Here is a 20,807-nt window from a genome sequence, read left to right on the forward strand (position 1 = left end):
AAGGGGAACATGCCATGAGCGCCGAGGACCTCGAGAAGTACGAGACCGAGATGGAGCTGAAGCTCTACCGGGAGTACCGAGACGTCGTCGGTCTGTTCAAATACGTGATCGAGACTGAGCGTCGTTTCTACCTCACCAATGACTACGAGATGCAGGTGCACTCGGTCCAGGGCGAGGTCTTTTTCGAAGTGTCGATGGCGGACGCCTGGGTCTGGGACATGTACCGGCCGGCCAGGTTCGTCAAGCAGGTGCGGGTGCTCACGTTCAAGGACGTGAATATCGAGGAGCTGAACAAGAGCGATCTCGAACTTCCGGGTGGCTGAGTTATCCACAACGGGAGAGTTGTCCACCAAGATCCACACTTGATGGGCTGAGGCGTCACAGTCGGTGCCGGAGGTGGTGCCGATATGGACGCTACGAACGCGGCGAACGCGAGGAACGCGAGGAACACACCGGGCCCGACCGGCGCGGTGAACGCGACGGGTGCGCTGGGGCGGTACGGCGAGGATCTGGCGGCCCGGCTGCTGGTCGAGGCCGGTATGACGGTGCTGGCGCGGAACTGGCGCTGTGGGCGGGTCGGCGAGATCGACATCGTCGCCCGGGACGGCGATGTGGTGGTCGTCTGCGAGGTCAAGACCCGCAGAGCGGGCCCCTTGGGCCCCTTCGAGCATCCGATGGCCGCGGTGACGCCGACGAAGGCGGAGCGGCTGAGACGCCTCGCCGAGTGCTGGCTCGACCGGCACGGCGGGCCGCCGTCCGGCGGGGTGCGGATCGATCTCGTGGGGGTGGTGCTGCCCCGGCGCGGCGCGCCGTTTGCCGAGCATGCGCGGGGGGTGGCCTGACATGGGCTTCGCGCGGGCGTGTTCGGTGGCGCTGGTGGGCGTCGAGGGTGTGGTGGTCGAGGTCCAGGCCGACCTGGAGCCGGGCGTGGCGGCGTTCACGCTGGTGGGGTTACCGGACAAGAGCCTGGTGGAGAGCCGGGACAGGGTCAGGGCGGCGGTGGTGAACTCCGGCGCGGAGTGGCCGCAGAAGAAGCTCACGGTGGGGCTCAGCCCGGCGTCCGTACCCAAGAGCGGAAGCGGTTTTGATCTCGCCGTTGCCGCGGCGACCCTGGGGGCGGCGGAGCGGATCGACCCCAGGGCCATCGCCGATCTGGTGCTGATCGGGGAACTGGGACTGGACGGCCGGGTGCGGCCGGTGCGCGGGGTGCTGCCGGCCGTCCTCGCCGCGGCCGAGGCGGGCTACCGGCAGGTGGTCGTCCCGGAACAGACTGCGGGGGAGGCCTCGCTGGTGCCCGGGATCGCGGTGCTGGGCGTGCGGAGTCTGCGGCAGCTCATCGCCGTACTGGCCAATGAGCCGGTGCCCGAGGAGGAACCGGCCCCTGAAGGCAGCCCGGACACCATGCTGGCGGGGCTGATGGTGTCCGGCGCCGGGGTGGGGACCGGGCTGGCGATGGTCCCGGGGGACGGATCCGACCTGGCCGATGTCGCCGGGCAGCGCGCGGCCCGCACGGCGCTGGAGGTCGCGGCCGCAGGCGGCCACCATCTGCTCCTGCACGGCCCGCCGGGCGCGGGCAAGACCATGCTGGCCGAGCGGCTGACCGGGGTGCTGCCGCCGCTGACCAGACGGGAGTCCCTGGAGGTCACCGCGGTCCACTCGGTGGCGGGCATCCTGCCGCCCGGGGAACCCCTGGTGCGTACGCCGCCGTACTGCGCGCCGCACCACTCGGCGACGATGCAGTCGCTCGTCGGCGGCGGAAACGGACTGCCGAGGCCGGGAGCCGTGTCGCTGGCACACCGGGGCGTGCTTTTTCTGGACGAGACTCCCGAGTTCTCGGGCAAGGCGCTGGACGCTCTTCGGCAGCCGCTCGAATCGGGGCATGTGGTGGTGGCGCGGAGCGCGGGAGTGGTGCGGCTGCCCGCCCGTTTCCTGATGGTCCTGGCGGCGAACCCCTGTCCCTGCGGCCGGCACACCTTGCACGGGGCCGGGTGTGAGTGTCCGCCGTCGGTGATCCGCCGGTATCAGGCGCGGCTGTCCGGGCCGTTGCTGGACCGGGTCGACCTGCGGGTGGAGGTCGAGCCGGTGAGCCGCGGCGACCTGCTGGGCCAGGGCGGGCGCGGCGAGCCCACGGAGGCGGTGGCGGCCCGGGTGCGGCAGGCCAGGGAGCGCACCGCCGCGCGGCTCCAGGGCACCCCGTGGCGGGTCAACAGCGAGGTGCCGGGCCATGAGCTGCGTACGCGCTGGCCCGTGGCGGCGGGGGCGCTGGCGGCGGCCGAGCGGGACCTGGAGCGCGGTCTGCTCACGGCCCGTGGCCTGGACCGGGTGGTGCGGGTGGCGTGGACGATCGCGGACCTCGCCGGACGGGACCGGCCGCTTGCGCACGACGTCGATCTGGCACTGGAGCTGCGTACGGGGATCTCGCGGGGCGTGTCCATGGCGGTCGGCGGGGGAGGAGGTCAGCGATGACGAGCACGGGCCCGGGAGCGGGAGCGGGAGCGGAAGCGGGGGAAGAGGAGCGGGTCGCGCGGGCGGCGTTGACGCGGGTGATCGAGCCGGGGGACGAGTGCGGCGGGCGGTGGCTGCGCGCGTTCGGGCCTTGTGGGCTCATGGCCCGGCTCATCGCGCCGGAGTCCGGGGAGGCGGCGCTGCCCGGAGCCACGACGCGGCGGCTGGCCGCCTACCGGATACGGGCGGCGGCGGCCGAGCCGCACCGCGATCTGGCCGCGGTCGCCGCGGTCGGAGGCCGCTTCATCTGTCCCGGAGACCAGGAGTGGCCCACCCAGCTCGATGATCTCGGCGACGGGCGGCCCATCGGACTCTGGGTGCGGGGGCGGGCCGACCTGCGGATATGGGCCCTGCGGTCCGTCGCCGTCGTCGGCGCCAGGGCCTGCACGCCGTATGGGGCGCATATGGCGGCAAGTCTCGGCTCGGGGCTCGCGGAGCGGGGGTGGGTCGTGGTGTCCGGCGCCGCGTTCGGAGTCGACGGCTCGGCGCATCGCGGGGCGCTGGCCGCCCGCGGGGCCACTGTCGCGGTGCTCGCCTGCGGCGTCGATGTCGTCTATCCGCGCGGCCATGCCGGGCTGATCGGACGCATTGCCGAACAGGGGCTGGTCATCGGCGAGTTGCCGCCCGGCGCCCACCCCACACCCAGCAGGTTCATCCTCCGCAACCGAGTGATCGCCGCGCTTACCAGGGGCACCGTCGTGGTCGAGGCCGAGTACCGCAGCGGTTCGCTGGTCACCGCGCGCAGCGCGCAGAAGCTGGGCCGCTTCACGATGGGCGTCCCCGGACCCGTCACCAGCGGGCTCTCGGCCGGTGTGCATGAGCTTCTGCGGGGAGAGGGCGTGCTGGTCACCGACGCCGCCGAAGTGGCCGAGCTGGTCGGCGACATCGGCGACCTCGCCCCGGACCGCAGGGGACCCGTGGTGCCCCGGGATCTGCTGGATCCCGTCAGCGCCCGCGTTCTTGAGGCGCTGCCGGCCCGTGGCGCGGTTGCCGGAGAGCAAGTGGCGCTCGGTGCCGGGACGACCGCCGACGAGACGCTCGGCAGGCTCTACGAACTGCACTCCCTGGGCTTCGTCGAACGGCAGGGAGACAACTGGCAGTTGACGACCGACGCGATCCGCCGCTCGAACGCGCGGCGAGGCGGTACTTGACCTGGCGCATTCGGGTGAAAAGGTGACGTTGATGAGCTTTGGAGTCCTGTCGGCCCCACCTGAGGGGTTGGCGTGCGCGGTCTCGCTCCCGGTTCGAAGGTGTGGCCGTCAGCGGATATCCGCACACCTTTGTTCCTTGACGCTCGCTCACCGCGACCGTTTGGTCACGCTACGCTCACCAGGTTCCGGCCCAGGCCTTCATTCGTTTCCCCGTCCGCCCCTTCTCGCGTTTCTCGTCATATCGCTGATACCCCCCACATATCGCCCTCATATTCCCCCTCACAGCAGAACGGCTCAAGGCAACGCATGCCCCAGCACACCTCCGGGTCTGACCGCGCGGCAGTGCCACCCGCTGCCCGTGGCACCGTGCGGCCCCCCGCTCCCTCGTCGCTCGACGAGTTGTGGCGGTCGTACAAGGCCACGGGTGACGAGCGGCTGCGAGAGCAGTTGATCCTGCACTACTCACCCCTGGTGAAATACGTCGCGGGCCGGGTGAGCGTGGGGCTGCCGTCCAATGTCGAGCAGGCGGACTTCGTCTCCTCCGGGGTCTTCGGGCTGATCGACGCCATTGAGAAGTTCGACATCGAGCGGTCCATCAAGTTCGAGACGTACGCGATCACCCGCATCCGCGGCGCGATGATCGACGAACTGCGGGCCCTGGACTGGATTCCGCGCTCCGTGCGGCAGAAGGCCAGGGCCGTCGAGCGCGCCTACGCCACGCTGGAGGCGCAGCTCAGGCGTACGCCGTCCGAGTGTGAGGTCGCCGCCGAGATGGGCATTGCCGTCGAGGAACTGCATGCGGTTTTCAGCCAGTTGTCACTGGCGAACGTCGTCGCGCTGGAGGAGTTGCTGCATGTCGGCGGCGAAGGCGGCGACCGGCTCAGCCTGATGGACACCCTGGAGGACACCGCCGCCGACAACCCCGTCGAGGTGGCCGAGGACCGGGAGCTTAGGCGGCTGCTCGCCCGCGCTATCAACACTCTTCCCGAGCGAGAGAAGACCGTCGTCACCCTCTACTACTACGAGGGCCTCACTCTCGCCGAGATCGGCAATGTCCTCGGCGTCACGGAGAGCCGGGTCAGTCAGATCCACACAAAGTCGGTGCTGCAGCTGCGCGCGAAGCTGGCCGACGTCGGACGATGACGCTGAATCGTCCCTGCCTCATCCGTAGAGTGTTCATGTGCCCAGGATTCGAGCGGCCTCCGTGGCCGAGCACCGGACGATGCAGCGCGACGCCCTGCTGGACGCCGCGCGTTCCCTGTTGTCCGAAGGCGGTACGGAGGCGCTGACCTTCCCCGCCCTCGCCGAGCGTACGGGCCTGGCCAGGTCCTCCGTCTATGAGTACTTCCGCTCGCGCGCCGCGGTCGTGGAGGAGCTGTGCGCGGTCGACTTCCCCGTCTGGGCGGCGGAGGTCGAGGCCGCGATGCAGCGGGCGGACACGGCCGAGGACAAGGTCGAGGCGTATGTACGCCAGCAGCTGGAGCTGGTCGGGGACCGTCGCCACCGGGCCGTCGTCGCTATCTCCGCCGGCGAACTGGACGCAGGGGCGCGAGAGAAGATCCGCGCCGCGCACGGCGGCCTGATCGCGATGATCGTAGAGGCGCTCGGGGAACTGGGCCAGGAGCAGCCCCGGCTGGCGGCGATGCTGCTGCAGGGTGTCGTGGACGCCGCGGTGCGCCGTATCGAGCTCGGCGCGGCGGAGGACCCGGCGGCCATCGCCGACGCGGCGGTGTCGATCACGCTGCGAGGCGTGACGGGTTGACCCCCGGCGGCCCGGCGCCCCCGCCCATGCACCCGCGCATCCGCTCACCCTCGCCCATGCCCCGCCGCAGCCGCCGGCCTGCCGCGGCGGCTGTGACCAGGAGCAGCGCGGCGTGTGTGGCTCCGGCCGCCCCCGCGCGAAGCGGCGCGGCGACCGGAGCCCCGGCCCCCGTCGCGAGGGCCGGGACGCCGATGACGGGGAGCAGCCGGGACGGGCCGTGGCGCAGCAGCTGGGGCGGTAGCAGGGACAGCGGATCCAGATACTCCGAGCCGCGCAGCAGACCCCAGTGCAGGCAGCCCGCACCGCAGTGGGACGGCCCCGCGGTGACCGTGGCCACCACCTGGCCCGCGACGGCCTTCGCCCCCACCGGGAGCAGCGGCCGGACCGGTTCGTACGTCGTCCGCAGTGGCGGCTCGCCCGTACGGGCGAGGGTCAGGGAGAGCACCCCCCGTCCCGCGACCACCGCCGCGAACGAGACCCGGCCGGGCCCCGTGGCCCGCACGGGGGTGCCCGGCGGCGCGGCCAGATCCACTCCGCGGTGCCCCGGCCCGTACGCCGAGGACGGCGGCTCCCAGCCCCGTACGACCACGGGACGCGGCGGCCCCACCGGCCAGCCGGTGGCCGAGGCCGCGTGCCCTGCGCCCACAAGGAGGAGCGCGGCCAGCAGCGCGGAGACGACAAATCCGCGGGGGACGCGATACGCGACGCGATATGCGACGCGGTACACGGTGCGAAACAGGGCGCGGTACATGGCACAACCGTCCCGCGGAACGCCATACCCGCGTTGATCAAGGTCCGGAACTGTGGACTACTGACGGGTTGTGGACAGCGCCGTCACCCGAGCGTGTCCCGGTCCCGTACACTTCTTCTGGCGATCCGGGTCACCGGGTCGACTTCGCACGCCCCGCCACCTCACCTTCAACGGTCGGTGGCCGCGCTCCTCGGTCCCTTGTGGCACGGCGCGTCGGGGCGTCAGGACATAACCGAGCACCCAAGGAGATACGGCCATGGCCGTCGTCACGATGCGGGAGCTGCTGGAAAGCGGCGTCCACTTCGGTCACCAGACCCGTCGTTGGAACCCGAAGATGAAGCGATTCATCTTCACGGAGCGCAACGGCATCTACATCATCGACCTGCTCCAGTCGCTGTCGTACATCGACCGCGCCTACGAGTTCGTCAAGGAGACCGTCGCCCACGGCGGCTCCATCATGTTCGTCGGCACCAAGAAGCAGGCCCAGGAGGCCATCGCCGAGCAGGCGACGCGTGTTGGCATGCCTTATGTCAACCAGCGCTGGCTGGGCGGCATGCTCACCAACTTCTCCACCGTCTACAAGCGCCTTCAGCGTCTGAAGGAGCTTGAGCAGATCGACTTCGACGATGTGGCCGCCTCCGGCCTCACGAAGAAGGAGCTCCTGGTCCTCTCTCGCGAGAAGGTCAAGCTGGAGAAGACCCTCGGTGGTATCCGCGAAATGCAGAAGGTGCCCAGCGCCGTCTGGATCGTCGACACCAAGAAGGAGCACATCGCCGTCGGTGAGGCGCGCAAGCTCCACATCCCGGTCGTCGCGATCCTCGACACCAACTGCGACCCCGACGAGGTCGACTACAAGATCCCGGGCAACGACGACGCGATCCGCTCCGTCACCCTGCTCACCCGCGTGATCGCCGACGCCGTCGCCGAGGGCCTCATCGCCCGTTCCGGCGTCGCCACCGGCGACACCAAGCCGGGCGAGAAGGCCGTTGGCGAGCCGCTCGCCGAGTGGGAGCGCGACCTGCTCGAGGGCGAGAAGAAGGCCGACGAGGCCGAGGCCCCCGCCGCCGCTGAAGCCGAGACCGCTGCCGCCGAGGCGCCCGCCGCCGAGACGGTTGAGACGGTTGAGACCGCTGAGACGGCTGAGACCCCGGCGCCCGCCGCCGAGGCTCCGGCCGCCGCTGAGGCCCCGGCCGAGACCGAGGCCGAGAAGCCGGCCGCGGACTCCGAGCAGGCCTGACCTCTCAGGTTCGGTTGTTGAACGGCGGGGGACGGTGCCACAGGCGCACCGGCCCCCGCCGCTCACCCGTAAAAGCCGCTCACCGATAGAGCCGCGCACCCATAGATCTTCGACTTTCGAGAGAGAATCAAGGACATGGCGAACTACACCGCCGCTGACGTAAAGAAGCTCCGCGAGCTCACCGGCGCCGGCATGATGGACTGCAAGAAGGCCATCGACGAGGCCGACGGCAATGTCGACAAGGCCGTCGAACTGCTCCGCGTGAAGGGCCAGAAGGGCGTCGCCAAGCGCGAGAGCCGCAGTGCCGAGAACGGCGCCGTCGTCTCCCTCATCTCCGAGGACAAGACCTCCGGCGTTCTGCTTGAGCTGAAGTGCGAGACGGACTTCGTCGCCAAGGGCGACAAGTTCCAGAAGGTCGCCAACACGCTCGCCGCGCACGTGGCCAAGACCTCCCCGGCCGACATCGACGCGCTGCTCGCCTCCGAGATCGAGCCGGGCAAGACCGTCCAGGCGTACGTGGACGAGGCCAACGCCACCCTCGGCGAGAAGATCGTCCTCGACCGCTTCGCGCAGTTCACCGGCGGCTACGTGGGCGTCTACATGCACCGCACCATGCCCGACCTTCCGCCGCAGGTGGGCGTCCTGGTCGAGCTGGACAAGGCGACCGACGGCGCCGCTGTCGTCGCCAAGGACATCGCGCAGCACATCGCCGCCTTCTCGCCGAAGTACCTCAGCCGCGACGAGGTCCCGGCCGATGTCGTCGAGAACGAGCGTCGTGTCGCCGAGGCCACCTCCCGCGAGGAGGGCAAGCCCGAGGCCGCCCTGCCGAGGATCGTGGAGGGGCGCGTCAATGGCTTCTTCAAGGAGGTCACCCTTCTTGAGCAGGCATTCGCCAAGGACAACAAGAAGTCCGTCCAGAAGGTTCTGGACGAGGCCGGTGTCACGCTGAAGCGCTTCGCGCGCATCCGCGTCGGCGCCTGAGCCTGAGCCGGTACGCGTTCGACCCGGGAGCCCGATAGGGTTTTCCCACGCAGTCATCGGCCGCGCAGGCGCCGGACGACCGCAGATCTGACGAGGAGGCCATTGCCGACAGGGACACCAGCACCCACGGCAATGGCCTTCCTCGTATGTGCACGAGGAGATCTCCATGAACAAGCGCGCGGACGGCAGCACGGCTGCCGACGACAAGAGCGACGACCACGACGACAAGAAGTCCGGCCGCTTCATGCTGAAGCTGTCCGGTGAGGCCTTCGCCGGCGGCGGGGCGCTCGGCGTCGACCCCGACGTCGTACACGCCATCGCGCGGGAGATCGCCGCGGTTGTCCGGGACGGCGCGGAGATCGCGGTCGTCATCGGCGGCGGCAACTTCTTCCGCGGAGCCGAGCTTCAGCAGCGCGGGATGGACCGGGCCCGCTCCGACTACATGGGCATGCTCGGCACGGTGATGAACTGCCTCGCGCTCCAGGACTTCCTGGAGAAGGAGGGCATCGACTCACGCGTCCAGACCGCCATCACCATGGGGCAGGTCGCGGAGCCGTACATTCCGCTGCGTGCGGTACGCCACCTGGAGAAGGGCCGCGTCGTCATCTTCGGCGCCGGTATGGGCATGCCGTACTTCTCCACCGACACCACCGCCGCGCAGCGTGCCCTGGAGATCGACGCCGAGGCTCTGCTGCTGGGCAAGAACGGCGTCGACGGGGTGTACGACTCCGACCCCAAGACCAACCCCGACGCGGTGAAGTTCGACGCGCTGGAGTACAGCGAGGTGCTCGCCCGCAACCTCAAGGTCGCCGACGCCACCGCCATCACCCTCTGCCGCGACAACGACCTCCCGATCCTCGTCTTCGAACTGCTCAACGCAGGCAATATCGCCAGGGCCGTCCGGGGTGAGAAGATCGGCACTCTTGTGAGCGACCAGGGCACCCGGGCCTGAATCGGGGATGGACAAAGTCCTGCCGGTCGGACACCGTGCAGGAAAGACGCGACGCAGGTTCCGCCGGCCCCGCTTCAGCCGGGCCACTCAAGACACGCAGGAGCAAGTGGTGATCGAAGAGACCCTCCTCGAGGCCGAGGAGAAGATGGAGAAGGCCGTCCTGGTCGCGAAGGATGACTTCGCAGCGATTCGTACCGGACGTGCTCACCCGGCGATGTTCAACAAGATCGTCGCGGACTACTACGGTGCGCTGACCCCGATCAACCAGCTGGCCTCGTTCTCGGTTCCCGAGCCGCGGATGTGCGTGGTGACCCCGTTCGACAAGAGCGCTCTGCGCAATATCGAGCAGGCGATCCGCGACTCCGACCTCGGCGTCAACCCGAGCAATGACGGCAATATCATCCGGGTGGTGTTCCCGGAGCTCACGCAGGACCGCCGCAAGGAGTACATCAAGGTCGCCAAGACCAAGGCCGAGGACTCCAAGATCTCGATCCGCGCCGTGCGCCGCAAGGCCAAGGAGAGCATCGACAAGATGATCAAGGACGGCGAGGTCGGCGAGGACGAGGGCCGCCGCGGCGAGAAGGAGCTCGACGACACCACCGCGAAATACGCCGCGCAGGTGGACGAGCTGCTCAAGCACAAGGAAGCCGAGCTGCTCGAGGTCTGATGAACGACTCTTCCTGGGGTGCCCCGCCGCGAGCCGGTTACGTCGGGGAACAGCTGCCTCCCGATCAGCGGGCCACCCCGGCGGGTCCGGCATATGATGAGCAGGACATACAGCACACTCGGCCCATGTCCGTCGTGCCGGGCGCCGCGCCGGGTTTTCCCGGCGCCGGCGGCGAGGCCGCGGGCAGAGCGGCCGACGGCCGTGCCGACGGTGACGACCGAGACCGGGGGGCTGCTCGGCTGAGCGGCCCCCTGTTCCGCGACGAGATGCCGCAGGAGCCCATGCCCACCCCGCCGCCGGCGGCACCCGAGCCGCCGAAGAAGAAGCGGGCCGGCCGTGATCTGCGGGCGGCCATAGGGGTGGGTCTCGGACTCGGCGCGATGCTGGCCGTGTCCCTCTTCATCGTCGAGGCCGTGTTCGTCGGCGTCGTCGCGGTCGCCGTGATGGTCGGCCTGTGGGAACTCACCTCGCGCCTCGAAGAACGCAAGCAGATCAAGGCGCCGCTGGTGCCGCTCGCCATCGGCGGCGCGGCGATGGTCGTGGCCGGTTATGTGAGCGGTGCGGACGGCGCGTTCGTCGCCATGGCGCTCACGGCGCTGGCGGTGCTCGCCTGGCGGATGACCGAACCGCCCGAGGGCTACCTGAGGGACGTCACGGCGGGCGTCTTCGCGGCCTTCTACGTGCCCTTCCTGGCGACGTTCGTCGTGATGATGCTCACCGCGGACGACGGTGCGCTGCGGGTGCTCATGTTCCTGGTACTCACCGTGGTCAGCGACACCGGCGCGTACGCCGTCGGCTGGCGGCTGGGCACGCACAAGCTCGCGCCGCGCATCAGCCCCGGGAAGACCCGCGAGGGCCTGGCGGGCGCGGTGGCGTTCGCCATGGCCGGGGGCGCGCTGTTCATGCAGTTCGTCATCGACGACGGCGTGTGGTGGCAGGGCCTCATCCTGGGCTTCGCGGTCGCGACCACCGCGACGCTCGGCGACCTGGGCGAGTCGATGATCAAGCGCGACCTCGGCATCAAGGACATGGGCACGCTGCTGCCGGGGCACGGCGGCATCATGGACCGGCTGGATTCGCTGCTGCCGACCGCTCCCGTGGTGTGGCTGTTGCTGGTGATCTTCGTGGGCAGCGGCTGACCGGAGGCGGTTACCCTGGAAGGGCTCGTCGCCGCTGAGCGACGGGCCTTTTCTGCTTCGCGCCTGCTGGGGTGACCCCAACAGGTCTCCTGGCTTCGGCATTGCCACTTTGCCGCTTGCCGATTGCCGCTCTGCCGCTTCTGAGGAGTTACCGCTGATGGCCCCCGCCCCGGGAGAACTGATTTTCGCCGCCCCCCGGGGAGCCAAGATGCCCCCACGGCACCTCGCCGACCTCACCCCCGCCGAGCGCAGGGACGCCGTCGCCGCGATCGGTGAGAAGCCGTTCCGCGCCAAGCAGCTCTCCCAGCACTACTTCGCGCGGTACGCCCACGACCCCGCGCAGTGGACCGACATCCCCGCCGCCGCGCGCGAGAAGCTCGCCGCGGAGCTGCTGCCGGACCTGATGACCGTCGTGCGGCACATCTCCTGCGACGACGACACCACCCGTAAGACCCTGTGGCGGCTGCACGACGGCACACTGGTCGAGTCCGTGCTGATGCGCTACCCGGACCGGGTGACGATGTGCATCTCCTCGCAGGCGGGCTGCGGAATGAACTGCCCCTTCTGCGCCACGGGACAGGCCGGCCTCGACCGCAATCTCTCCACCGCCGAGATCGTGCACCAGATAGTGGACGGCATGCGCGCCCTGCGCGACGGCGAGGTCCCGGGAGGACCCGCCCGCCTGTCCAACATCGTCTTCATGGGGATGGGCGAGCCGCTCGCCAACTACAAGCGGGTCGTCGGCTCCATCCACCGCCTGACCGACCCCGAGCCGGACGGCCTCGGCATCACGCAGCGCGGGATCACCGTCTCCACCGTCGGTCTGGTGCCCGCGATGCACCGCTTCGCCGACGAGGGCTTCAAGTGCCGCCTCGCCGTCTCGCTGCACGCGCCCGACGACGAGCTGCGCGACACCCTCGTCCCCGTCAACACGCGGTGGAAGGTACGGGAGGTGCTGGACGCCGCCTGGGAGTACGAGGCGAAGTCCGGCCGCCGGATCTCCATCGAGTACGCGCTCATCCGCGACATCAACGACCAGGCGTGGCGCGGCGATCTGCTGGGCCGCCTGCTCAAGGGCAAGCGGGTCCACGTCAACCTCATCCCGCTCAACCCGACGCCGGGATCGAAGTGGACGGCCTCGCGCCCCGAGGACGAGAAGGCCTTCGTGGAGGCCATCGCCGCGCACGGCGTGCCGGTCACCGTCCGCGACACCCGTGGCCAGGAGATCGACGGCGCATGCGGCCAGCTCGCCGCGACCGAGCAGCGGTAGTCTGAGCACGAAAGTCTGTATGTAATCCGACAGGGGAGCGCCACAGCGCTGAGAGTGCGACACCCGTCGCAGACCCTCTGAACCTTGCCCAGGTCATTCTGGGTAGGAAGTTCGGTCACCACTCAAGCTGTTGCGCCCTGCTCACTTCCTGTGAGCGGGGCCGCGTCTCTTCCTGGTCACTCCAGGAGGAATTTCAGTGAGCACCACCAAGAAGCTGGCGGTCACCGCCGTCGCCGCCGCGCTGGGCATATCCACGCTCGCCGCCTGCGGCGGGGAGTCCGAGGACTCCGCCGACACCGGTTCCAAGGCCAAGCCCACGTCCAAGACCGTGACGCTCGTCAGTCACGACTCCTTCGCCGCCTCCGCCGCCGTACTGAAGGAGTTCACCCGGCAGACCGGCTACACCGTCCAGGTGCTCAAGAGCGGCGACGCGGGCGCGGCTCTCAACAAGGAGATCCTCACCAAGGGCGCCCCGCAGGGCGATGTCTTCTTCGGCGTCGACAACACCCTGCTCTCGCGGGCGCTCGACAACGGCCTGTTCACGCCGTACGAGGCCAAGGGCCTGGACCGGGTCGCCGACGCGGCGCAGCTCGACAAGGACAAGCACCGGGTCACGCCCGTCGACACCGGTGACATCTGCGTCAACTACGACAAGAAGTACTTCGCCGACCGGAAGCTGGCTCCGCCGCAGTCCTTCGAGGACCTGGTGAAGCCCGCGTACAAGAACCTTCTGGTGACGGAGAACGCCGCGACCTCCTCGCCCGGCCTCGGCTTCCTGCTCGGCTCGGTCGGCAAGTACGGCGACGACGGCTGGCAGGACTACTGGAAGCAGCTGAAGGGCAACGGCGTCAAGGTCGTGGACGGCTGGGAGCAGGCGTACAACGAGGAGTTCTCCGGCTCCGCGGGCGGCAAGAAGACCAAGGGGGACCGGCCCCTGGTCGTCTCGTACGCGTCGAGCCCGCCCGTCGAGGTGCTCTACGCCGAGCCACAGCCGGCCGAGGCGCCCACGGGTGTCGCGACCGGCACCTGCTTCCGGCAGACCGAGTTCGCCGGCCTGCTCAAGGGCGCCAAGAACGAGGCGGGCGGCAAGGCGCTGCTGGACTTCCTGGTCTCCACGAAGTTCCAGGAGGACATGCCGCTGAAGATGTTCGTGAACCCGGTGGTCAAGGACGCGAAGCTGCCCGAGCTGTTCACCAAGCACGGCGTGGTGGTCGACAAGCCCGAGACCGTCGCTCCTGATGAGATCGCCAAGAACCGTGAGCAGTGGGTCCAGTCGTGGTCCTCGCTCGTACTGAAGTAACCACCTCGCTGCGCGGGAATGCGGCGCGGCTCGCGCTGATGGCCGGGCCCGTCGCGTTCTTCGCGGTCTTCTTCGCCTATCCCGTCGCCGCGATTGTCGGCCGTGGCCTGCGGATCGACGGAGTGTGGCAGTTCGGCCGGATCGGTGAGGTGCTCGGGCGCGCCGACATTCTGCGGGTGCTGTGGTTCACCACCTGGCAGGCGCTCGCCTCCACCGGGCTCACGCTGCTGATCGCGCTGCCCGGTGCGTACGTCTTCGCCCGCTTCGCCTTTCCCGGGAAGCGGCTCCTGCGGGCGGCGGTGACGGTTCCGTTCGTGCTGCCCACCGTCGTCGTCGGCACGGCGTTCCTGGCGCTGCTCGGGCGCGGCGGGCTGCTCGACCAGGCGTGGGGCGTGCGGCTGGACACCACCGTGTGGGCGATCCTGCTCGCGCACGTCTTCTTCAACTACGCCGTGGTCGTACGCACGGTGGGCGGCCTGTGGGCGCAGCTCGACCCGCGCCAGGAGGAGGCTGCCCGGGTGCTGGGCGCCGGGCGGTTCGCGGCATGGCGGCGGGTGACGCTGCCCGCCCTCACGCCCGCCGTGGCCGCCGCCGCGCTCATGGTGTTCCTCTTCACCTTCACCTCCTTCGGCGTCGTACAGATCCTCGGCGGACCCACCTACGCGACGCTGGAGGTGGAGATCTACCGTCAGACGGCACAGCTGCTGGACCTGCCCACGGCGGCCGTACTGACGCTGGTGCAGTTCGCCGCGGTGGGCGCGATCCTCGCCGTGCACGCGGCGACGGTACGGCGGCGGGAGACCGCGCTGAAGCTGGTGGACCCGGCGCGGACCGCGCACCGGCCGCGCGGCGCGGGGCAGTGGGCGCTGCTCGGCGGGGTGCTGGCCACCATTGTCCTGCTGATCCTGGCGCCCCTCGCCGTACTGGTCGAGCGGTCTCTCGACACGCCCGGCGGCCATGGCTTCGGCTACTACCGGGCGCTGATGACCAGCGATCCGAGCGGCGGCGTGTTCCTCGTACCGCCGATCGACGCCGTGTGGAACTCCCTCCAGTACGCGCTGGCCGCGACCGCCATCGCGCTGGCCGTCGGCGGGCTCGCGGCGGCGGCGCTGACGCGGCGCGCCGGGCGGCTGGTGCGCGGCTTCGACGCGCTGCTCATGCTGCCGCTCGGGGTGTCCGCCGTGACCGTCGGCTTCGGGTTTCTGATCACCCTCGACGAGCCGCCGCTGGACCTGCGGGCGTCGTGGATTCTGGTGCCGCTCGCGCAGGCGCTGGTCGGCGTTCCCTTCGTCGTACGCACGATGCTGCCGGTCCTGCGCGCGGTGGACGAACGGCTGCGCGAGGCGGCGGCGGTGCTCGGCGCGTCGCCGTGGCGGGTGTGGCGGGAGGTGGATCTGCCGCTGGTGCGGCGGGCGCTGCTGATCGCGGCGGGGTTCGCCTTCGCCGTGTCGCTGGGCGAGTTCGGGGCGACCGTCTTCATCGCCAGGCCGGACAATCCGACGCTGCCGGTGGCGGTGGCACGGCTGCTCGGGCGACCCGGCGAGCTCAACTACGGGCAGGCGATGGCGCTGTCCACGATTCTGATGGTGGTGTGCGCGGTGGCGCTGCTCCTGCTTGAACGCGTACGTGTGGACCGATCCTCGGGGGAGTTCTGATGGCTGCTTCGCTGCGACCGGCTTTGCTGCGGCTTGAGGGCGTGACCGTACGGTTCGGGGCGCGGGCGGCGCTCGACGCGGTGGATCTGGAGGTCGCCGAGCACGAGATCGTGTGCGTGCTGGGGCCCAGCGGCAGCGGCAAGTCCACGCTGCTGCGGATCGTCGCCGGGCTCCAGGACGCGGACGGCGGGCGGGTGCTGCTGTCCGGCGCCGACCAGGCGGGGGTGCCGGTGCACCGGCGCGGCGTGGGCCTGATGTTCCAGGACCAGCAGCTCTTCCCGCAGCGCGACGTCGGCGGCAATGTCGCCTTCGGGCTGCGGATGCACGGCAAGGGGCGGGCGGAACAGGCGCGCCGCGTCGGCGAGTTGCTGGAGCTGGTCGGGCTTCCGGCGGCGCAGCGGCGGGCCGTGGCCTCGCTGTCCGGTGGGGAGCAGCAGCGGGTGGCACTGGCCAGGGCGCTCGCGCCGGAGCCGCGGCTGCTGATGCTGGACGAGCCGCTCGGCCAGCTGGACCGGGGGCTGCGGGAGCGGCTCGTGGTCGAACTGCGCGGACTGTTCGGGCGGTTGGGTACGACGGTGCTCGCGGTCACCCATGACCAGGGGGAGGCCTTCGCGCTCGCCGACCGTGTGGTGGTCATGCGGGAGGGTCGGATCGCGCAGGTGGGTACGCCGCTGGCGGTCTGGCAGCGGCCCGCGTCGGAGTTCGTGGCGCGCTTCCTGGGCTTCGACAATGTGGTGGCGGCGACGGTGAGCGGGTCGGCGGCGGACACCCCGTGGGGCAAGGTGCCGGTGCCTGACGGTTCGCCGCAGGGCGAGCGGAAGGTGCTGGTGAGGCCCGCGGGCGTACGGCTGGCGGACGCCTCGGAGGGGCTGCGCTGCACGGTGGCGGCGCGGACCTTCCGGGGCAGCCATGTCGCCGTAGGGCTGCGGCCTTTGGACGGGCCGCCGCTGGAGGCGGAGTGTTCGCTGCGGGACGCGCCGGAGGAGGGGGCGGAGGTGGGCGTGGTCTTCGCCGCGGAGGAGGTGGTGGTGCTCGACTGACCGACTCAGGGGAGTCGGGCGAGTTCCTCGGGGGTGACGGCGTCGGCCGGTTGGGAGTCGTCGTGCGGGTCCTTGTCGTCGTGGCTTTCCGACGCGCCGAACCAGGCCACCGCGACCGCTCCCGCCACCGCCAGTACGAAACCGAGCACCGCCATCCAGGCGAGGCCGGAGCGCGAGGCGTCGCCCAGCCACAGCACGCCGATCATGCCCGGCAGCACGGTCTCGCCGACCACCAGCGCCGCCGTGGCCCCGTTCACCGAACCGATCTGCAGGGCGACGGTGTGCAGATACATGCCGCCGATGCCCGCGACCAGGATCGCGTACAGCGCCGGGTCGGCGAGCAGCGTGCCGAGGTCGAAGGGGTCGACGCCGTTCAGTACGCGTACGCCGACACCCAGCGCGCCGAAGCCGAGGCCGGACAGCAGACCGGCCAGGATCGCGGCGCGCGCGCCCAGCAGACGTACGGCGACGGTGCCGCCGATCATCAGCAGCAGCGAGATCGCCAGCAGCCACCAGTGGGTGGCGATCGGGGTGTGGCCGCTGCCCTCCGGGCCCGCCGCCGAGGCCAGCAGCACCAGGGCGGAGCAGACGACGCCGATGGACGTCCACTCGGCGCGGGTCAGCCGGATCCCCAGCAGCCTGACGCTGAGCACCGCCGTGATCACCAGATTGGCGCTGATGACGGTCTGCGAGAGGAACAGCGGCAGCAGGCGCGCGGCGAGGGCGCCGAGCCCGAAGCCGACGAAGTCCAGGATCGTGCCGACGATGAACTCCCACGTCATCGCGGCTTTGGCGGTCGAGGACAGGTTCGGCCCGCCGTGCTGGGTGACACCGGACGCCGCTGCCTCCCGGCGGGCGGACTTGCGGGAGCCCACGGCTTGCAGCACCGACCCCGTGCCGTAACAGATCGAGGCCGCGACAGCGGTCAGTAGGCCGATCAGCACCTGGGGCTCCGTTCACGTGGGTCAGTTCGCGATGTCGTTCCGACGGACTGCCAGACGTGCGTTCGGCCCTGTGCGTTGCCTGTGTGCAGGGATTACGTCGCTACGTGTTGAGACCGGACAGCCGGCGCAGCGCGTCGGGGGCCTCGTCCACCGTGTCGACCAGCGCGATACGGGACTCCATCGGGCGGCCCGCCGCGAGGGACTGCAGCAGCGGCCAGGCGGGGAGCCGCTCCGTCCAGTGCGCGCGGTCGACGAGGACCATCGGGGTCGGCTCGCCACGGGACTCGTAGTAGTTCGGGGTCGCGTTGTCGAAGATCTCCTGGACGGTGCCGGCGGCCCCGGGCAGGAAGATCACTCCCGCGCGGCAGCGGGCCAGTAGACCGTCCTCGCGGACGGCGTTGGCGAAGTACTTGGCTATGTGTCCCGCGAAGGCGTTCGGCGGCTCGTGGCCGTAGAACCAGGTGGGGATGGCGACGGATTCGCCGCCGCCGGGCCAGCGCGACCGTATGTCGAAGGCGGCGGCTGCCCAGTCCGATACGGAGGGGACGAACGACGGGGTTTTGGCAAGGAGTTCGAGCGCCTCGTCCAGCATGTCATCGGGGTACGGGCCGGCGTACGCCCCGAGGTTTGCGGCCTCCATGGCGCCGGGCCCGCCGCCGGTCGCGACGGTGAACCCGGCCCGGCCGAGCGCCCGCCCGAGGCGGGCGGCACCGGCGTACGCGTCCGTGCCGCGGGCCATCGCGTGACCGCCCATCACGCCCACGACGCGGGCGCCGACGAGGAGTTCGTCCAAGGCGTCGGAGATCGCGTCGTCGTGGATCGAGCGGAGCATCGAGCTGAATATGTCGCCGTCGGCCTTGGTCCGCTGGAACCAGGCGTAGGCGAGGGCGTCCGGGGTGGCGTCGTAGCCGTCGGCGGCGAGGCCGTCGAAGAGCTCGTCGGGGGAGTAGAGCAGCCCGCGGTACGGGTCGAAGGGCACATCGGGCACCGGCGGGAAGACGAGCGCGCCGTCGGCACGGACCTTGGCGGCGGCGCCGGGCTCCATGGGGCAGCCGAGGAACACGGCGGTGGAGGTGTCGGCGGAGAGCAGCGCGAAGGTCCGGTGGGTGAGGTCGACGGACTGTACGCGGTACCCGACGAGGGAGCCGCGGGAGACGACGTCGTCGAACTCGTCGAGGGACTCGATCTCCCGGTCGGTGGGGCGGTGTTGTCCGAGGGGCATGGGGTCACGATAGGGGGTGGGGGCGGGGCGGGCGCGGGTGGGTGCGGGGCGCGGTCGCGTGCGGGGTGCGGTGGTGCGGGTGGCGCCTGCGGCGGGCTGTCCCCTACCCGCCCCTTCCCGAACTGGGGCTCCGCCCCAGACCTCCCCCTACGCCTAGCGGCGTGGGAGGTACCCCCAGTCCTCAATCGCCGGACGGGCTCTAAAGAGCCTCGCCGGCGATTGAGGCGCGGGGGTTCGGGGGCAGCGCCCCCGACAAGGGACGACAACCCTCACCCCGACAACGGCAGCGCCGCCAACGCCCCCACCACCCACCCCAGCGGCGCGAACACCGCCAGCAGGACCGCCGCGCGCAGTGTCACGGCCTCCCGGAGCGCCGCCTTCGGCGCGCCCAGGCGGTGCAGGGCCGCCGTCGTGTCGGCGCGGGACTGCCTCGCCTCCAGGGCCGCGGTGAGCAGCGTCCCCATGGCGCACGACACGACCAGAGTCGCGCCGAGGCCGGTCAGCGGGCCGAAGGGGCTCGGGCCCGAGCCGTACAGCGTCGTGGCCGTGGTCGCCGCCGCGGCCACCGCGCAGACCACGCCCAGCGGGCGGCCGATGCGGTGGGACTCCGCCATCAGGATGCGGCCCGCCAGCAGTCGCGTCGCCCCCGGGCGGGCCGACTGAAGCAGTCGGCCGCACAGTTGGGTGATTCCCGGGCCGACGAGCGCCAGGCCCAGTGCCGTGACCGTCCAGCCCGCGAGGACGCCCGCCGGGCTGCCCTCGAAGCGGACCGGGAGGGGCAGTGCCGCGAGCGGCGAGTGGGGGCCACCGGGGCCGCCCCGGCTCGCGTACGTCTCGACCGCCAGGCCCGCGGCGGTCAGCGCGACTCCCCACGGAAGCCACGTCTGTTCGCGCCCGGCAGACGGCGGCTCAGCATCCCCGCGCCGGCGCAGCGCCACCGCCGCGGCCGCGGTCGACGCCATCGGCGTCAGCGCGAGCAGCGTCAGCACCGCCGCGGGCGGCAGCCCCTGCCCCGCCGCGAGTAGCTCTGCCGCCCCGCCCCCGTGCGGCAACCCCAGGTCGCCCCGCAGATGGAGGAAGACGAGCAGCGCGAGCACGCTGCCCAGCGTCCCGGTGACAGCGGTGGACACCGCCGCCAGCAGGGCCAGGCGCACCGGGCCCAGGCCGACCGCCGACAGGCCCCGCCTCGGCCGGGTGCTCGGGTCCGTACGCGCCACCGCCACCGCGAAGTGCACCGCCGCGGCCAGCGGAATCAGGCACCAGAGCAGGCGCAGTCCGGCCGAGGAGTCGGTGGGATGGGCCAGCCCGTACGTCAGCGCGCAGAGCAGCAGAAAGCCCACCCCCGCCGACGCCACCGCCACCAGCAGCCGGCGCAGCAGGACCAGCGGGTGCGTACCGCGGGCTAGACGGAGAGCGAGCACTCGGCCCGGCCTTCCAGATCGGCCGTCGCCAGGGAGTTCACGCGCCGCCCGTCGACCAGCGTGAGCGTACGGTCCGCGAGCGCCGCCACCTGCTCGTCGTGCGTGGCGAGTACGACGGTGATCCGGTGCGAGCGTGCCGCGGCCGTGAGCGTACGCAGCACCTGCGCCGCGTCCGCGCGGTGCAGTGGCGCCGTCGGCTCGTCCGCGAAGAGCACCAACGGCGTCCCGACCAGCGCACGCGCGACGGCGACCCGCTGCCGCTGCGCCTGCGAGAGGGCACGCGGGCGCATACGGGCGCACATGCCGATGTCGAGCCGTTCCAGCCACTCCATCGCGGTGGTTCTCGCGCCCCGGTGCGAGGAGCCGCGCAGCAGCAGCGGCAGCGCGGCGTTCTCCCACGCCGTCAGCTCCGGGACGAGTGTGGCCTCGGGGTCGATCCACCCGAATCGGTCCCGCCGCAGCCGCTCGCGCGCCGACGGGCTCATCGTGTGCACCGGGGCGCTGTTGAACCACACCTCGCCCTGCTCCGCGATCTGCTGGCCGGACAGGCAGCGCAGCAGCGTGGTCTTGCCGCTGCCGCGCGGTCCGCACACGGCGAGGATCTCGCCTTCCCGCACACCCAGCGATACGCCGACGAGCGCGGGCGAGTCGCTGTGGGAGTGGTGCAGGGAACGCGCCCAGAGCACATCGTTGTCCGGCGGGGTCACCATGGCGTACACCTCGGTTCTGATCAGATTTCCCCTGTCCGGGGGAACGAAGACAGGGCCGATCGGTCACTTGGCACGCTATGGATTCAGAACCGGGGTGTCG

Annotated in this window: 20 protein-coding genes and 1 riboswitch; of the genes, 15 read left to right on the forward strand and 5 right to left on the reverse strand. The window is 70.9% G+C overall.

Going from position 1 to position 20,807, the window contains the following annotated elements; translation table 11 throughout:
• Nucleotides 1-14: 14 nt before the first annotated feature.
• From ACIHCQ_RS12000 to ACIHCQ_RS12025, 6 genes are all read left to right on the forward strand, one after another.
• Nucleotides 15-323, forward strand: coding sequence for a DUF2469 domain-containing protein (locus ACIHCQ_RS12000; protein WP_003965949.1), 309 nt, complete (start codon nucleotides 15-17; stop codon nucleotides 321-323).
• Between the two features lie 147 nt (nucleotides 324-470).
• The gene (locus ACIHCQ_RS12005; RefSeq protein WP_399660898.1) at nucleotides 471-842 is read left to right on the forward strand and encodes a YraN family protein; all 372 of its coding nucleotides are present in this window, start codon (nucleotides 471-473) and stop codon (nucleotides 840-842) included.
• 1 nt (nucleotide 843) lies between these two features.
• Nucleotides 844-2,466: a YifB family Mg chelatase-like AAA ATPase gene (locus ACIHCQ_RS12010; RefSeq protein WP_399660807.1), complete on the forward strand. Its 1,623-nt coding sequence runs from the start codon at nucleotides 844-846 to the stop codon at nucleotides 2,464-2,466.
• Entirely contained in the window at nucleotides 2,463-3,656 is a 1,194-nt protein-coding gene (dprA, locus tag ACIHCQ_RS12015) for a DNA-processing protein DprA (protein WP_399660810.1), read from the forward strand. Before ACIHCQ_RS12010 ends, dprA begins: the two co-directional genes overlap by 4 nt.
• Before the next feature lie 306 nt (nucleotides 3,657-3,962).
• Complete coding sequence (gene whiG / locus ACIHCQ_RS12020; protein WP_399660812.1) at nucleotides 3,963-4,799, forward strand: RNA polymerase sigma factor WhiG; 837 nt, start codon at nucleotides 3,963-3,965, stop codon at nucleotides 4,797-4,799.
• A gap of 61 nt (nucleotides 4,800-4,860) precedes the next feature.
• Nucleotides 4,861-5,418, forward strand: a complete 558-nt coding sequence (locus ACIHCQ_RS12025; RefSeq protein ID WP_399660900.1) for a TetR/AcrR family transcriptional regulator — start codon at nucleotides 4,861-4,863, stop codon at nucleotides 5,416-5,418.
• Here ACIHCQ_RS12025 and ACIHCQ_RS12030 read toward each other — a convergent pair.
• Nucleotides 5,393-6,169, reverse strand: a complete 777-nt coding sequence (locus ACIHCQ_RS12030) for a M23 family metallopeptidase (RefSeq protein ID WP_399660815.1) — start codon at nucleotides 6,167-6,169, stop codon at nucleotides 5,393-5,395. The genes ACIHCQ_RS12025 and ACIHCQ_RS12030 overlap by 26 nt on opposite strands.
• A gap of 256 nt (nucleotides 6,170-6,425) precedes the next feature.
• Here ACIHCQ_RS12030 and rpsB point away from each other — a divergent pair, with 256 nt between their 5' ends.
• From rpsB to ACIHCQ_RS12075, 9 genes are all read left to right on the forward strand, one after another.
• Nucleotides 6,426-7,406, forward strand: a complete 981-nt coding sequence (rpsB, locus tag ACIHCQ_RS12035; protein WP_399660817.1) for a 30S ribosomal protein S2 — start codon at nucleotides 6,426-6,428, stop codon at nucleotides 7,404-7,406.
• A 135-nt stretch (nucleotides 7,407-7,541) separates the two neighbouring features.
• Nucleotides 7,542-8,387 (forward strand): translation elongation factor Ts, encoded by an 846-nt coding sequence (gene tsf / locus ACIHCQ_RS12040; RefSeq protein WP_399660819.1) that lies wholly within the window; start codon nucleotides 7,542-7,544, stop codon nucleotides 8,385-8,387.
• A gap of 166 nt (nucleotides 8,388-8,553) precedes the next feature.
• Nucleotides 8,554-9,339, forward strand: coding sequence for a UMP kinase (gene pyrH / locus ACIHCQ_RS12045; protein WP_399660821.1), 786 nt, complete (start codon nucleotides 8,554-8,556; stop codon nucleotides 9,337-9,339).
• A 109-nt stretch (nucleotides 9,340-9,448) separates the two neighbouring features.
• Nucleotides 9,449-10,006 (forward strand): ribosome recycling factor, encoded by a 558-nt coding sequence (gene frr, locus ACIHCQ_RS12050; protein ID WP_399660823.1) that lies wholly within the window; start codon nucleotides 9,449-9,451, stop codon nucleotides 10,004-10,006.
• The gene (locus tag ACIHCQ_RS12055) at nucleotides 10,006-11,145 is read left to right on the forward strand and encodes a phosphatidate cytidylyltransferase (RefSeq protein ID WP_399660825.1); all 1,140 of its coding nucleotides are present in this window, start codon (nucleotides 10,006-10,008) and stop codon (nucleotides 11,143-11,145) included. The genes frr and ACIHCQ_RS12055 overlap by 1 nt, the downstream gene beginning before the upstream one ends.
• 157 nt (nucleotides 11,146-11,302) lie before the next feature.
• On the forward strand, nucleotides 11,303-12,415 hold the full coding sequence (rlmN, locus tag ACIHCQ_RS12060; RefSeq protein WP_399660827.1) for a 23S rRNA (adenine(2503)-C(2))-methyltransferase RlmN: 1,113 nt from the start codon (nucleotides 11,303-11,305) through the stop codon (nucleotides 12,413-12,415).
• Between the two features lie 21 nt (nucleotides 12,416-12,436).
• Nucleotides 12,437-12,542, forward strand: a riboswitch (TPP riboswitch).
• A 69-nt stretch (nucleotides 12,543-12,611) separates the two neighbouring features.
• Nucleotides 12,612-13,715 carry a thiamine ABC transporter substrate binding subunit gene (locus ACIHCQ_RS12065; protein WP_399660829.1) on the forward strand — a complete coding sequence of 368 codons (1,104 nt, stop codon included), beginning with the start codon at nucleotides 12,612-12,614 and terminating at the stop codon, nucleotides 13,713-13,715.
• A 38-nt stretch (nucleotides 13,716-13,753) separates the two neighbouring features.
• Nucleotides 13,754-15,370, forward strand: a complete 1,617-nt coding sequence (locus ACIHCQ_RS12070; protein ID WP_399660902.1) for an ABC transporter permease — start codon at nucleotides 13,754-13,756, stop codon at nucleotides 15,368-15,370.
• Nucleotides 15,370-16,410 carry an ABC transporter ATP-binding protein gene (locus tag ACIHCQ_RS12075; RefSeq protein WP_399660831.1) on the forward strand — a complete coding sequence of 347 codons (1,041 nt, stop codon included), beginning with the start codon at nucleotides 15,370-15,372 and terminating at the stop codon, nucleotides 16,408-16,410. Before ACIHCQ_RS12070 ends, ACIHCQ_RS12075 begins: the two co-directional genes overlap by 1 nt.
• A gap of 5 nt (nucleotides 16,411-16,415) precedes the next feature.
• On the opposite strand, the gene ACIHCQ_RS12080 is transcribed toward ACIHCQ_RS12075, so the two are convergent.
• The 4 genes from ACIHCQ_RS12080 to ACIHCQ_RS12095 form a co-directional block, all read right to left on the reverse strand.
• Nucleotides 16,416-17,354 carry a hypothetical protein gene (locus ACIHCQ_RS12080; protein WP_399660833.1) on the reverse strand — a complete coding sequence of 313 codons (939 nt, stop codon included), beginning with the start codon at nucleotides 17,352-17,354 and terminating at the stop codon, nucleotides 16,416-16,418.
• A gap of 100 nt (nucleotides 17,355-17,454) precedes the next feature.
• Nucleotides 17,455-18,576 (reverse strand): LOG family protein, encoded by a 1,122-nt coding sequence (locus tag ACIHCQ_RS12085; protein WP_399660835.1) that lies wholly within the window; start codon nucleotides 18,574-18,576, stop codon nucleotides 17,455-17,457.
• Between the two features lie 269 nt (nucleotides 18,577-18,845).
• On the reverse strand, nucleotides 18,846-19,997 hold the full coding sequence (locus ACIHCQ_RS12090; RefSeq protein ID WP_399660837.1) for a hypothetical protein: 1,152 nt from the start codon (nucleotides 19,995-19,997) through the stop codon (nucleotides 18,846-18,848).
• Nucleotides 19,979-20,707, reverse strand: a complete 729-nt coding sequence (locus ACIHCQ_RS12095; RefSeq protein ID WP_399660839.1) for an ABC transporter ATP-binding protein — start codon at nucleotides 20,705-20,707, stop codon at nucleotides 19,979-19,981. Before ACIHCQ_RS12095 ends, ACIHCQ_RS12090 begins: the two co-directional genes overlap by 19 nt.
• Between the last annotated feature and the right edge of the window lie 100 nt (nucleotides 20,708-20,807).

The sequence above is a fragment of the Streptomyces sp. NPDC052236 genome (genome assembly GCF_044548015.1).
Taxonomy (GTDB): domain Bacteria; phylum Actinomycetota; class Actinomycetes; order Streptomycetales; family Streptomycetaceae; genus Streptomyces.